Origin of the sequence: Pedobacter suwonensis (assembly GCF_044762335.1) — a bacterium.
Classification (GTDB): Bacteria; Bacteroidota; Bacteroidia; order Sphingobacteriales; family Sphingobacteriaceae; genus Pedobacter.
Genome location: NZ_JBIWEB010000007.1, coordinates 72266 through 86561, shown reverse-complemented (window position 1 = coordinate 86561; position 14296 = coordinate 72266). Strand labels below are relative to the sequence as shown.

The 14296-nt window shown below is 37.0% G+C and carries 14 protein-coding genes; 11 read left to right on the top strand and 3 right to left on the bottom strand.

What is annotated here, in order from left to right; translation table 11 throughout:
- Positions 1 to 50: 50 nt before the first annotated feature.
- The 3 genes from ACIQXP_RS12980 (at position 51) to ACIQXP_RS12970 (ending at position 3998) form a co-directional block, all read left to right on the top strand.
- Positions 51 to 2537: a TonB-dependent receptor gene (locus ACIQXP_RS12980; protein WP_387505602.1), complete on the top strand. Its 2487-nt coding sequence runs from the start codon at positions 51 to 53 to the stop codon at positions 2535 to 2537.
- A 90-nt stretch (positions 2538 to 2627) separates the two neighbouring features.
- Positions 2628 to 3182, top strand: coding sequence for an NUDIX domain-containing protein (locus ACIQXP_RS12975; RefSeq protein ID WP_387505600.1), 555 nt, complete (start codon positions 2628 to 2630; stop codon positions 3180 to 3182).
- Positions 3183 to 3239: 57 nt separating this feature from the next.
- Positions 3240 to 3998: a lysophospholipid acyltransferase family protein gene (locus tag ACIQXP_RS12970; RefSeq protein WP_387505598.1), complete on the top strand. Its 759-nt coding sequence runs from the start codon at positions 3240 to 3242 to the stop codon at positions 3996 to 3998.
- Between the two features lie 205 nt (positions 3999 to 4203).
- Here the strand turns inward: ACIQXP_RS12970 and ACIQXP_RS12965 are convergent, their stop codons facing one another.
- Positions 4204 to 4953, bottom strand: coding sequence for a LytR/AlgR family response regulator transcription factor (locus ACIQXP_RS12965; RefSeq protein WP_090984566.1), 750 nt, complete (start codon positions 4951 to 4953; stop codon positions 4204 to 4206).
- Positions 4954 to 5008: 55 nt separating this feature from the next.
- The gene (locus ACIQXP_RS12960; protein WP_293742804.1) at positions 5009 to 6034 is read right to left on the bottom strand and encodes a sensor histidine kinase; all 1026 of its coding nucleotides are present in this window, start codon (positions 6032 to 6034) and stop codon (positions 5009 to 5011) included.
- 262 nt (positions 6035 to 6296) lie between these two features.
- On the opposite strand from ACIQXP_RS12960, the gene ACIQXP_RS12955 reads away from it, so the two are divergent.
- From ACIQXP_RS12955 to ACIQXP_RS12945, 3 genes are read left to right on the top strand one after another with little or no spacing between them, the layout of a single operon-like run.
- The gene (locus ACIQXP_RS12955) at positions 6297 to 6554 is read left to right on the top strand and encodes a hypothetical protein (protein WP_387505596.1); all 258 of its coding nucleotides are present in this window, start codon (positions 6297 to 6299) and stop codon (positions 6552 to 6554) included.
- Between the two features lie 5 nt (positions 6555 to 6559).
- A complete protein-coding gene (locus tag ACIQXP_RS12950; RefSeq protein WP_387505594.1) occupies positions 6560 to 7468 on the top strand; it encodes an ABC transporter ATP-binding protein in 909 nt (302 codons plus the stop codon).
- Position 7469: 1 nt separating this feature from the next.
- Positions 7470 to 8267 (top strand): ABC transporter permease, encoded by a 798-nt coding sequence (locus tag ACIQXP_RS12945; RefSeq protein WP_293742801.1) that lies wholly within the window; start codon positions 7470 to 7472, stop codon positions 8265 to 8267.
- A 122-nt stretch (positions 8268 to 8389) separates the two neighbouring features.
- Here the strand turns inward: ACIQXP_RS12945 and ACIQXP_RS12940 are convergent, their stop codons facing one another.
- The gene (locus ACIQXP_RS12940; RefSeq protein WP_293742800.1) at positions 8390 to 8620 is read right to left on the bottom strand and encodes a response regulator transcription factor; all 231 of its coding nucleotides are present in this window, start codon (positions 8618 to 8620) and stop codon (positions 8390 to 8392) included.
- A gap of 277 nt (positions 8621 to 8897) precedes the next feature.
- On the opposite strand from ACIQXP_RS12940, the gene ACIQXP_RS12935 reads away from it, so the two are divergent.
- From ACIQXP_RS12935 to ACIQXP_RS12915, 5 genes are all read left to right on the top strand, one after another.
- The gene (locus ACIQXP_RS12935) at positions 8898 to 9275 is read left to right on the top strand and encodes a hypothetical protein (RefSeq protein ID WP_387505593.1); all 378 of its coding nucleotides are present in this window, start codon (positions 8898 to 8900) and stop codon (positions 9273 to 9275) included.
- A gap of 616 nt (positions 9276 to 9891) precedes the next feature.
- Positions 9892 to 10683 (top strand): sensor histidine kinase, encoded by a 792-nt coding sequence (locus ACIQXP_RS12930; protein ID WP_387505592.1) that lies wholly within the window; start codon positions 9892 to 9894, stop codon positions 10681 to 10683.
- A gap of 2 nt (positions 10684 to 10685) precedes the next feature.
- Positions 10686 to 11327: a response regulator transcription factor gene (locus ACIQXP_RS12925; RefSeq protein WP_293742797.1), complete on the top strand. Its 642-nt coding sequence runs from the start codon at positions 10686 to 10688 to the stop codon at positions 11325 to 11327.
- A 211-nt stretch (positions 11328 to 11538) separates the two neighbouring features.
- Positions 11539 to 11916, top strand: a complete 378-nt coding sequence (locus ACIQXP_RS12920; protein ID WP_090984584.1) for a BlaI/MecI/CopY family transcriptional regulator — start codon at positions 11539 to 11541, stop codon at positions 11914 to 11916.
- The gene (locus ACIQXP_RS12915; protein WP_387505589.1) at positions 11913 to 13874 is read left to right on the top strand and encodes a TonB family protein; all 1962 of its coding nucleotides are present in this window, start codon (positions 11913 to 11915) and stop codon (positions 13872 to 13874) included. Before ACIQXP_RS12920 ends, ACIQXP_RS12915 begins: the two co-directional genes overlap by 4 nt.
- The last annotated feature ends 422 nt before the right edge of the window (positions 13875 to 14296 follow it).

Below are 14296 nucleotides of genomic sequence, written 5' to 3'. Positions count from 1 at the left end.
TTGCCGTTACTTTGTCTCCCTTTATAAAAACATACGAAATTTTATTTTTAATGAGACTTTTACAATCCAGAACTATACAGATTACCCTTTTACTTTTAAGCTTATCATTTAATCTTTTCGCACAAACAAGCGGAAAGGCAAAAATTACCGGAGTACTTAAAGATGCAAAAACCCAGGAAACCATTCCGTTTGCTACAGCAGTTTTAATTGATAAAGCTACGGCCAAAAATGCAAAAATAGCTCAAACCGATGTAAACGGCGCTTTTGTAATGACTGATATTCCTACCGGAACCTTTACATTTAAAATTAGCTTTGTGGGTTACCAAACCATGGTGAGGGATAATGTCAAAATAACGGCAGGCTCAGGTACCTTAAATTTTGGCGATATTAAAATGAATACTGCAAAAGGCAATGTATTAAGCGAAATTACCGTAACCGGCCAAAAATCAGGTATGCAAATGGGAATCGATAAAAAGATTTTCGCGGTAGATCAGAGCGTAATCAGCGAAGGCGGTTCTGCAGGCGATTTATTACAGAATGTACCATCTGTTTCTACCGATATGGATGGCAATGTGAGTTTGCGAGGTTCGTCAGGTGTTAAAGTATTAATTGATGGAAAACCATCTTTAATTGCTGGCGGCAACGTAGCGCAGATTTTGCAATCCATCCCCGCCAGTTCAATTGAAAGCGTTGAGGTTATTACCAATCCATCAGCAAAATACGATGCCGAAGGCCAATCTGGCATTATCAATATCGTACTTAAGAAAAACACCAAACTGGGCTTTAATGGTTCAGTTGCCTTAACTGCAGGTAATCGTGATAATTATAATGCCAATACCAACTTAAGTTTCCAGAACAGCAAAGTCAATATTTATGGAAACTATGGTTACCGTTATGGCAATCGCGTTGGAGGTGGTTTTCAGGATATTACCTATAAATCTGATTCATTAAATACCAGATTTGCCAGTCAAAACACCGTTTCCAAATCATTGGATAAAGGACATAATGCCAAAGCAGGTATTGATTATTACATCGCACCTAAAAGTGTAATCAGCTTATCCGGTGGCTTTAACTCAAGAGATAATGAGCGTAACGAATTCCTCGACATCAGACAATTAAATAAAAACAGTTCACCGGTTCTACTTAGCAACAGAACGAACAATACCGATGGTTTTGGATCAAGTTATGACGCAAATTTAGATTTCGTACAGAAATTTAAAAAACCAAAGGAAGAACTGACATTTAATTTCGGCTATTCGCACGGTACCAACAATAACGATCAGTATTACAGTACCAATACTACCAATCGTAATGGTGTGCCTATTGATGAAACCCTGAGTTTACAGCGTGTATTTAATACCGGTAACAACACCAATTATAACATCCAGACTGATTACGCATTGCCTGTAGGTAAAGCGGGTAAAATTGAAGTGGGTTACCGCAGCCAGATTCGTTTAGGTGAAAATGATCAATATGCCGATTCGATCCTAACCAATAGCAGCATTTACATTAGAAACAACAAATTGATCAATGGTTTTGACAGCAAAGATCAGGTGCATGCCCTGTATTTCAATTACCAGAACCAAATTAAAGATTTTGGCTACCAGATAGGTTTAAGAGGCGAAGATGCACGTTTAGATACACATCTGGAAGGCTATACCAACAATACATTAACCACTGCCGAAGGAAATATCCATTATAAAAGAATATACCCGAGCATATTTTTAACACAGAAACTAAAGGGCGATAACCAGCTTCAGTTGAGTTACACCCGTCGGGTAAACCGTCCACGTCCATGGGATACCAATCCATTTTTAGATGTTTCCGATCCATTAAATTACAGAGGTGGTAACCCGAATTTATTACCGGAAGATGTACACTCATTTGAGTTGGGCTATAGCAAATACTGGAAAAAAGTTACCTTGACTTCAAGCTTGTATTTCCGCCAAACCAATGATGTAATCCAGCGCGTAAGAAGTACACCCGTTAATGGAATTATTACCTCAACGCCTCAAAACTTATCAAACCAGATTAACAGCGGATTGGAATTAATCGGCCGTTTTGACCTGATCAAGGCTTTAAATTTTACCACGAACGTAAACTTGTACCAGGCAAAATTTGCCGGCGACGCTCGGTTTGACATCCCTTCAAGCAGTGGCTTTAGCTGGAACGCCAACGTAACCGGAAATTTAACGGTTGTTAAAAATTTATCATTACAGGTACGCGGCGACTACAGGGCTGCAGAAGTGATGGCACAGGGAAAGCGTAACGCCATGTATGGAATTGACGGGGGAGCCAAATATGATTTCCCTAATAAAAAAGCATCTTTAAGTTTCAATGTTAGGGATATATTTAATACCAGAAGATGGAGCATGACTACTGAAGATCGCGCAACAATTGTTGATTTTGAGCGACAGTTTCAGGGTACAATGGGAAATTTAACTTTCTCTTACCGTTTTGGAAAAACCACCTTTACCGGCACAAATAAAAAGAAAAAAGAGGAGCAGGATAACCGTCCTGATGAAGGGTCATTTTAATAACCAAAGAGCTTAGAAATCATTTCTAAGCTTTTTTTTGATATGGTAGAAACCCACAAAAAAAATAGGACGATTGCTTATCTTGCAGGCATGGAAGAAATCAACCCCTGGAAAACGCTAAAGAGCGAGGTAAAATACGACAACAACTGGATCCGCCTAACCGAACACCAGGTGATTAATCCATCTGGCGGGGAAGGGATTTACGGCACCGTTCATTTTAAGAACCTGGCCATAGGCATTCTTCCGTTAGATGAAAACTATAATACCTGGCTGGTTGGTCAATACCGGTATCCGTTAAACGCCTACAGTTGGGAGATTCCGGAAGGTGGCGGACCGTTCCATGAAGCGCCTTTGGAAAGTGCAAGGAGAGAATTACTGGAAGAAACGGGCATAAGTGCAAGAGAATGGAAAGAGATTCAAAGAATGCACCTTTCCAACTCGGTAAGCGACGAATTAAGCATTATCTATATTGCTACCGATCTTATTGAAGGTATTGCCATGCCTGAAGAAACAGAGCAACTGGTTGTAAAAAAATTGCCCTTTGAAGAAGCCTATCAAATGGTTTTGGCTGGAAAAATCACTGATTCGATGAGCGTAGCCGCAATTTTAAAGGCAAAGCTCATGATGCTGAATGGGGAATTGTAACGGCGACAGTTAACCAGAATAATTTATTATTATCTTTGCCATCCATTAATCAACGAGATGAGCAAGCTTTTCGGATATATTTTAAGCCCTATATTTTATATTTTATTTGGATTAAGCCTTTGTGTCTTTCATCCAATACAATGGCTTTGTTATAAACTTTTTGGCTATAAGGCACATAAGGTTTCGGTTGATATTCTTAATTTTTTCCTTACCTATTGTCAACTTTTCCTTTTCAATTCGATCAGTTTTCAAAACGAATATGATCTGCCAACCGATAGGCCCATTATTTTTGCAGCAAATCACCAAAGTATGTACGATATCCCCTCGCTAATTTGGTTCTTAAGAAGATACAGTGCAAAATTCATTTCTAAAATTGAGCTTACTAAAGGTATTCCATCCATATCTATTAATCTTCGTTTGGGAGGCGGGGCAAACATCAACCGGAAAGATAACAAGCAGGCCATTTCTGAAATCATCAAACTTGGCCGTAGAATGAAAGAACATAACTGGAGCACTGTTATTTTCCCTGAGGGCACGCGGGCAAAAGACGGGAAATTGAAAACATTTCAATTTGGCGGTATCGCTACCCTGTTAAAAGTGGTACCCAATGCGTTGATCGTTCCTGTGGCAATAGAAAATTCATGGAAAATTGTACGATTTGGCATGTTTCCATTAGCGACAGGAAATGCTTTAAAATGGACAGTGTTAAAACCGATAGAACCAGGAGTAAAACCAGCAAATGAGATTACGCTCGAAATAGAAAACGAAATCAGAAAAGTTTTAGATCAGCCGATGGCTCAGCCAGCGACTTTGTAATCTTATTAATCTCTTTTAATGATCCTCCAGCATTATAGACAGATCTTCATAGAATGGTCTTCATCCCGATCTGATAGATAGCTATCGGATGTAGCTTAGCGAAATGGAGATCTATCTAAAAAATGCTCCGCTTCTGTAAATCCATGGCAACAAAATGGCTAAGTGGTTAAACCGGTTAAGCGCTAAAAGACTAACGCCAATCACGCTAAATATTCTTATTCCCAATCACCCTAAAAAATTCATCGCGGTAGGTATCGCCAACGGGAATCGTTTTTTGATTAATGGTAATGCGGCTACGCTCAATACTTTCAATCTTATCAACGGCTACAATATATGATTTATGTACCCGGATAAACTGACTTTGAGGCAAAGCTTCTTCCATTTTTTTCATGCTTTGCAGCGTAATTACACGTTCATCTTTGGTAAAAATTGAGATGTAATCCTTTAATCCTTCGATATATAAAATATCGTGCAGGTAAATTTTCTGGATCTTATGTTCTGTTTTAACGAAAATATAATCCTGAACCGGGTTTGGTGAACCCGAAAAAGGTGCGGGTGTAACAATGGGTTGTGCTACACTAGCGGGTACTTCAACAGGTTTTACCTGATTATGAACTTTTTCTACTGCTTTATAAAATCGATCAAACGCAATCGGTTTCAACAGATAATCCGAAACATTGAGGTCGTAACTTTCTAAAGCATACTGCGGGTAGGCAGTGGTTAATATATAATGGCATTTATTGCCAGCGATTTTTAAAAACTGGATTCCGGTCAACTCAGGCATCTGAATATCCAAAAACACCAGATCAATTCCTCCACCCTGAACAATCTGCAAAGCTTCAATAGGGTTTTCGCACCTTTTAACCATGGTTAAAAAAGGCACTTTAGAAATATAATCCTGTAAAATATCAAGCGCTAAAGGCTCATCATCAACAACAATACAGTTTAGGTTCATTTTAGGTTATTATTTTAATTAATCACTAATCCGGCTTATGTTTGGTTATCCCGGATTATATGTCGATCATCAGTTCACAGGTATAATGCGTAGCCGAATTTACAACATTTAATTTATATCTGTCAGGATAAACCAATTGTAACCGTCGTTCTACATTGGTTAAACCCACTCCACCCTGTGCATCTTTATTCTGTTGGTTCTTTTTATTCACTACACTAAAATGCAAAATCTTCTGGTTGGCAATGATATTGATTTTCACGGGTTCTTCGGGATCAGTTACCACACCATGTTTAAATGCATTTTCAACAAAAGAAATCAGCATCAAAGGAACAATTTTTTGATTATCGATCTCACCGTTCAAAGTCAGTTCGATATAGGCCCCATCCTTAAAACGTATCTTCTGCAATTCAATATAGCTGGTTAGGTAATCTACTTCTTTACTTAAGGCTACGGTTGGCGTATTGCTTTCATAAATCATGTAACGCATAATTTCAGAAAGCTTCATAATCGCATCGGCAGTTTTATCCGATTTTTGATAGGCCAATGAATAGATATTGTTAAGCGAGTTGAAAAGAAAATGTGGATTTAACTGTGATTTTAAAAACTGAAGTTCCATCTCGCGACGCTCACTTTCTAAGTTGCGCTGAATCCGCTCGCTCGCAAACCAATCAATAGTAAATTTGATAATGCAGCTACTGATCATAAAAAAGCCACCAACGAAAGCTTTTCCTGCATAATATTCGTTTACATTGTATTCAGCGGCCTTGCCCCTCACCATCATCATATCCGCAGGATATAAGACAGCAATGACTGTCTTAATTAATGCAAAAACTGCAATCATCAGAAAAAAAGCAAAAACGTAAAGCCAATACTTTTTTCTTCTTTTAATGAGTTCAGGAATCAAAAAAATGTAATTGATGTAGAAAAGTGAAATGTTTAGGATTCCGAATACACCAAATGAAATAAATTCCCGCTTCAGCGTTATTCCTGAGCCCGTTGTGATTACAATTACAACCGCACCTATCACTATAGTTGCCCAAAAAATACTGTGCAATATTAAAGCGCCTTTACCTTCTTTCATTTACAAATTATTTACCAGAAATAGCAGCTAGTCAGACGTGGATAGCTATACCACTTTTCATGCATCCAAAATAAATAAAGTTTTATCGATTTACTTATACAATCTACCAACGGGCATTTTTTTTCTACCAACGGCCCAATAGGCAAATTTTATCGACAAACGCCAAAAATGTCTGTTGATCTAGAATCTTGAACACTTGGTATAATAGATTTTAGCAGGTTATTTTTCTTGAGTTTCTTTGAATCATCAAAACGAAAACAAAATGAAAACATCATCAGCATTCCAGTTCAAAAATCAAACAGTAGTTACTGACGGTGTTTTCACAATCTCTCAAATAAAACCATCGATCATGAAAAAGTTAGCAAACACATCGCCATTTTTACTTTTATTATTACCAGTATTTATGGTGATTATTTTAACGCTTACCGTTAACACCAATCAGAATGATGCAGAAATAGTTGTAAAACCTACAAAAACATCAGGTTCTATTGTGAAACAGGCAACTGCTATTTTCAAATAGTAATAATGGGTAATTACGCTATCGAAACCGTAGGTTTAAACTTTAACTTTGGCAACCAGGCTATAGTAAAAGATTTATCTTTACAGGTCCCGAAAGGGAGCATTTATGGTTTTTTAGGACCTAACGGCGCCGGCAAGACCACTACCATCAAAATCCTGCTGAACCTATTGAAGTCACCATCCGACCAGGTTTTTATATTTGGCAAGGAAATAAACAGTAACCGCATATCGGTCCTTAAACGTATAGGCGCTTTGGTAGAACAACCGGCTATTTATGGCCATTTAACAGGAAAAGAAAACCTGGTTAACAGGTGTATCTTATTGGGCATTAAAAAAACAAAGGCTGATGAAATGCTGTCACTGGTAGGCCTAGCAGAAGCGGCAAATAAAAAAGCCAACAAATATTCGCTGGGCATGAAACAACGCCTGGGCATTGCACAGGCACTAATCTCAGATCCTGAATTACTCCTGCTGGACGAGCCTACCAATGGATTGGATCCAAATGGCATTATTGAAGTCAGGAACCTCATGATCGATTTAGCCACAAAACATCAAAAAACAATACTGGTTTCCAGCCATTTATTGGCAGAAATAGAAAGAACGGCAACACATGTTGGCATTATAAACCAAGGTCAATTATTATTTCAGGGTACGATTAACGAACTTCATTTAATGAGCAAGCCCAGCCTCGAAATCGAAGTTAACAATATTGAAGATGCATGCACCTTGTTAATCAAGCAGGGATATGAAGTTACAGCCAAAACGGAGCGCGTAATTGCTTTACCATTTATTTCTTCTCAACACAGCGGGGAGCTAAATACATTATTAATCCAGAATGGTTTTATTGTGAGCAGTCTGTACCGGCAACGAAAAGATCTCGAAAATTTATTCCTTGACATCACTAAAGCCAACTAACATGCGCGCTCTTTATATTTCATTACGATCAGAATTCTACAAATCAAGGAAAACCCTGGCCTTTTGGGCCGCCATTTTATTACCACTCATTATTTGTGGTTTAATCAGTTCCGGTTTTTATTACGACGCTGAAAAAATCATTGCTAGCCACTACCCTCCAATGCTTTTGTGGGCACGCTATAGCGGCGCATCACTAAATGTAATGGGATTCCTGATCATGCCTTTCTACGTCATATTTATGGCTTTTTCCGTCAATAATATTGAACATAAAAACGATACCTGGAAAATGTTATTTGCCCAGCCCCTCAATAAATTTTCAATTTATGCTGCAAAATACCTGTATGCTATACTTTTGATATTTATCTGCTTATTCTTATTTGGAACACTTACCTATGCATTTGGGCATTTACTGCAGGTAATTGTCCCTAAGTTTAACTTTGATCAATACAATCCGTTAAAAATTCTGATTAACGCTTATACCAAATTATCTTTAGCCTCTTTGGGCATTTTATCCCTACAATTTATATTCAGCTTGTTATGGAGCGATTTTCTTAAGCCAATGGGGATTGGTTTTGTTTGCACCATCATGGGGATTATCACGGCCAACATAGGTTGGAAATATGCTTACCTGAACCCCTATTCTTTGCCAACGCTGGCTTTAAGAATAACTAAGGTAAAACAAGGCGATGATCCATTAGCGTTCCCTGTTTTTACCCAGGAAATATGGACAAGTTTAATTTATGCCTCAGTTCTTTTTATCATTGGTTACTTTATTGTAACCAAAAAGAGCATAAAGTAATTGCACTCAGATCAAAGTTCATTTCCCTTATAAACATACCCACAAATAAAAGCCTGCTGAATTGACTTTAGTATCAAATAGCAGGCTTTTTGTTTAGACTGAGAGGTTGTATATATCTTAACTTATAGAGACAGTATTCTTTCTTTAAACGCCCAAACAATCAATTGATAAGAATTTTTTAGATCTAATTTTCTTACCATATTTCTCCTGTGCGTATTAACGGTGTGTTCGCTGATAAAAAGCATTGCACCAATTTCTTTACTGTTGTAACCCATTGATAAAAGGTGTACGATTTCAATTTCTCTTTCACTAATCGAACCATGATTTTCCTGCAATAGGATGTTAGTTATCATTTTTGAGAGAATTAAGTTGCTAAAATTTCCTAAAACAGACTTATTCCGAAATAAGTCTAAAATATTTGTTTTTAAAGCTTGGACATTAGTGTTTGGTTATAGCAAAAAATTATTTCTTACTATTGTATACCAAAAGTAGTGGCTAGGCGCAATATGATATTAGCACAAAACGCCCTAAATTGCAAGGTATTTTTACGGTATTTATTTACAAATACTTCTTGACAGATCATTAATTATTATCGACTTTTAAACTTTTACAAACAAATTATCTAAATTTATGAGCAAAAAATTAAATATGGAGCCTATCGACCCCAAGGTTGCGGAGGCTATGGTAAATGCCTATGCCAAAGATGGTATGAACGCTTCAGAATGTTATACTAAGGCAGTATGGTTTCCGGCCGAACAGATTTTGGACATTGCAAAATCAATGAGTGAAGGCAAATATGACGGTTTAAGAATTTATTTTGCACAATACCTGGAAGGAGCAATTGATGGTGTTCCTCAATCGTACGAAGGAAGAAATACTTTATTATTGGTACCAACTACTCCAAGAGTGGGAAATGGCGTTGGAGGAAACGACCATTATGATGATCTAAGCAATATTGAAAACCGCGGGCAAGGCTGTCCTGATCAATGCAGCGGGGTAGCTTTATAACAATGAGATATCTATCCCCCATATTTATAGCAGAGGTTATTTGCTTTATAGCTGCACTCAATATGATATGGAAAGATAAAAATGCTTTCGGTAAGGTGATTACCTGCTATTTAGCTGTGGCGTTCATTACAGAAGAGGCTGCAGCTTATTTAGCCATAAGAGGAATACATAATTTATGGTTATTTAATATTTATCTTGTTTTTGAAATCAGCACCATATTATACGGCCTCTACCATTGCCTGAAAAAATATATAAATCCCAAGCCTATAATTTTGATAGGTTTGGGTATTATAAGCCTAACTTATATTTTCTTTTTAATTACGCAACCCTTTTCGAATTTAAATACAGTTACAATTACTGTAATGTCTGTGATTTTCACTCTTTTTTGCCTTTACTATTATTACTTGCTGTTAAAAGATGAAAACTTCATTGAGATCCACTCACATCCGGAATTCTGGTGGATTACAGGCGTTCTGTTTTACTACTTTGGCAGTACAATGTCTAACCTTTTTGATGGATTGTTTTCCGTTAAACTTATAGGCTTTGCTACCGTGAAATATTGTATTTATATCGTATTAAACCTTATTCTATATGGCTGTTGGCTATATTCCTTCATATGCAGAATGAAACAACGAGAATTGCATTTCTAGTCGCCATTGCAACGCTTATATTCCTTCTTGTGCCCGTATTTTTGATTTTATACATCAGGTCTTACAATCGGCATAAAAAGAATCATTTTCTGGAAAAGCAGAATATGCAGCAGAAATTTGAATCAGAAATACTTCAAACCCGTATAGAAGTGCAAGATCAGACCATGCAAAGTATCGCTGCCGAATTGCACGATAATGTGGGTCAGTTGCTCAGCCTCACCACCCTTACCTTAAACTCCGTAAATTTAAATGACGGAGAGAAGGCCAAAAAGAAAATAGACAATTCCTTGGCACTCGTTAACAAATCCATTAAAGAGTTAAGGGAGCTGGCCAAACTATTACATGGCGAACAACTGGTCGAAAATGGTATTGGCCATGCGATTGATCAGGAAATTAACTGGCTTAGCAAAGCAGGCAAATATGAGCTGGAAGTGAATAACCAGTTAATTGACCTGCAAATCACATCGCCTGATAAGGATTTGATTATTCTACGCTTGTTGCAGGAAATCATCAATAACATTATAAAACATGCTCACGCCAAACATATACAGATCAATGCCTATCTGGAAAAAAACATTTTACATCTAAAGGTAGCTGAAGACGGGATAGGATTTGATCCGGTTGAGATGAAGAGTAAAAAATCAGGGATGGGCCTAAATTCTATTTACAAAAGAATGGAGATGATCAATGGAAAATTAGTATTAAATTCGGCGCCGGAAGAAGGCACTTCTCTCACAATTGAAATCCCTTACCCTTAATTATGCAGCAGCCAAGTATTTCCATCGCAATTGTTGACGACCACACCCTCTTCCGTTCCGGATTGGCCAGTTTACTGGAAGAATTTGATGAAATAGAAGTGATGTTCGAGGCCATTAATGGCATTGACCTTCAAGCTAAAATCAACCGACATGCTGAAGTTCAGCTAATTTTAATGGACATCAACATGCCGGAAATGGATGGTTTTGCCACTACGAAATGGATTAAAGCCAATTACCCAAATGTTCATGTACTTGCACTCAGCATGCTTGAGGATGAGAAAGCAATAATCGGGATGCTCAAAGCAGGTGCCGGGGGATATATGCTCAAAGAATCTACACCTTCTGATCTGCTGACCGCCATTAAGGTGCTTGTAGATAAGGGTTATTATGTAAATGAACTGGTATCAGGAAGGCTTTTAGTGGCTTTAAAAGAGGGCGACATGAAACCGACATTTTCTGACAGAGAACTTACATTTTTACAATATTGCAGTACTGAGCTTACCTATAAAGAAATTGCCGACCTCATGAATGTAAGCCCACGAACAGTTGACAACTATAGAGAATCTCTTTTTGCCAAATTAAACCTCAGATCGCGCATCGGATTAGTGGTATACGGCATCAAAAACAACCTCATCAACATCTAACCTGAAAACCATACAAAACTCTGATTATCAAAAATATAAATCCTGTATTTTCTATTACTTTGCCGTAGATAGAAGTTCTATAATGGTAATAAAAACGCTATGTGATTATTTTCAAATAATTATCGGTAAAAATTTGGGCAACTAACCAATTAGTTTTAACTTTAGTTAAAAGCAAATTAATTTGCTATCATCCTTATTATTATTAACTATTATGGAAATTAAAGATTTAACCAAAGCTGAAGAGCAGATCATGCAGGTTTTGTGGCAGTTGGAAAAAGCATTTGTTAAAGAGGTAATTGAAGAGCTCCCCCTTCCAAAACCTGCTTACAACACCGTATCAACCATCATCAGAATTTTGGAAACCAAAGGTTTTATTGGCCATGAAGCTTTCGGAAAGGCTCATCAGTATTACCCTTTAATCAGTAAAGAAGAATATAAAAGGCATGCGACAGAAAAACTCCTGGGTAATTACTTCGAGAATTCTGTAGAGAGTATGTTTTCTTTCTTTGTTAAAGAAGAAAAACTGGATTTAACTGACGTTGATGAAATTCTGAAAATGATTAATCAGATTAAACATAAGCCAAAATGAGTTTTGCCCATTACTTATTACAGGTAAACTTATACTTAATTGTTTTTTTTGGCTTTTACAAATTACTGTTAGATAAAGAAACCTACTTCACTTTAAACCGTATTTATTTAGTAGCTGCCGGAGTTCTGTCTTTATGCACTCCATTTATCCGTTTAGAGTGGTTAACGGAACAAAAAGCGGCGCAGCAGGTTTACACATCAGTTAATTGGGAAGCGGTGTTGGCGCAGGCAACAATTGTAACCGAACGTAACGATGGCTTTAGTTGGGGAAATGCATTTGTATATATTTACTGTGCAGGAATCCTGTTCTTTTTTGGCAGATTCATATTTAACTTACTGGCCGTAAAAAAGCTCTTCACAATAAGTAAAGCTGGTTCAGCATTTTCTTTTTTCGGCAGAAAAGTGATTGATCAGGGATTACCACAGATGGATGTGATTGATATGCATGAAGAAGCACACATCAAGCAGTGGCACACGCTGGATATTTTATTTTTCGAAATTATAGGAATTATTACCTGGTTAAACCCGGTGATTTATTTTTACAAGAAAACTATTAAAAATATCCACGAATATTTAGCTGATGAACTCGCTGCCGAGTTTCAAGGCGACAAGGCAGCCTACGCCATGTTGTTACTCAGCAAATCATTCGGTATTTCACCAAATAGCTTAACAAACGGCTTTTTAGAAAAATCGCTGATCAAAAAGAGAATTTTCATGCTTCATAAAGAGCGCTCTAAAAAGATCGCTATCTTAAAGTATGGAATTTTTATTCCGCTATTCGCACTTTTCATTTTGTTTTCATCTGCTACAGTACGTAAAAATGAGAAGCTAATATCTATTACCGATCAAATCCCAATGGATAAGCCAATAGAAATGGTTGAAAACATGGTGACAACACAAGAGAAAACTATCAAGGCAACAACAAATTCTGTTGATGGTAACACAGATCCCAGCTGGAAGGGATTTTATAAATTTTTGGCGGTAAACATCAAATATCCGAAAGCAGCAAACAGCGATCAGATTCAAGGTAATTCACAGGTAAGATTTAATGTTAAAGGAGGTAAGGTCACCCATATCGCCTCAAATGTAAAATTAGGTACTGGCTGCGATGAAGAATTGATAAGGGTTATTTTATCTTATAAGGGGTTCAAATCTGTTGCTGATGGCAAATATGCACTAACAGTAGGTTTTAGCATTCCTGAATCCTCAAAAGAATTTAAGAACAGCCTGTTGCCTAAATCGGGCGGGTATATAAATCTGAACAAAATTAATATCCTATCCTATCTTCCTGAAAATACCGGAACCAGTGGTATTAAATCTGAGAATACAGATGACATCTATGATTTTGTTTCCATCGAGAAACAACCAGAATTTCCGGGCGGCATAGCCAAATTTTATAAATATGTGGTCAGCAATATAAGGTACCCAAAGATAGCGCAGGATAACAATGTACAGGGTAAGGTTTTCCTTAGTTTTGTGGTTGAAAAAGATGGTTCCCTTTCTGACGTACAGATTACCAGAGGTTTAGGAAGTGGTACTGACGAAGAAGCGATAAGGGTTCTAAAAGAATCGCCAAAATGGAATCCGGGCATTAAAAATGGCTTTGCCGTAAGGGTAAAGTATAATATCAATGTTAATTTCACACTCGCCAATCCTATAACAGAAACAAAAACAAGCCATATTTCTGATGACAAAATCAGATTGACAACGGGTAGCAATATTGATCCGCTAATCATTTTGGATGGTGTTAAATTAGCAGATAATGATCTGCTGGGTAAGGTTAATCCAGATGATATCGAATCAATGGAGGTATTAAAAGATAAAGCCGCAACGGATTTATATGGACCAAAAGCGAAAGGCGGTGTAATTTTGGTAACCAGTAAAGCGCCAAAATATAATATTTTTAGCCCATTTAACTCAAAAGAGGCTACTACAGGAGATAAAGACGCTAACTTTTAGCACTATAGCAATAGAGGTAATAAAAGATGCTGGTTCTCAAAAATTATATAGTGAAAAAGGTAAATATCGAGTGATAAATATTACCACTAAAAAAGCAGTATCACATAAAAATTAATTGGAATAATATTAAAAATTTAATTTTCCAAAAAACACGAAACCCCTGCAAAATTGCCGGGGTTTCGTGTTTTCTCTCCTGTCTCGGAAGATTAAATTTATAAAAACTTTAATACATATACAAATAATGCAGAATAAAATTTCCAAAAATGCAAAATTTTAATATGCAGACATAAGATTATTGCAACTTCGCAAACTTTTATTTCGGCAGCAATTTATTTTGCAACCTTTCGATTTCAAAACATGAAGTTTCATATGTTTTCACAATAGTCGAAAATTGTGTGAAACAAGTATTGCTTTAACTATCT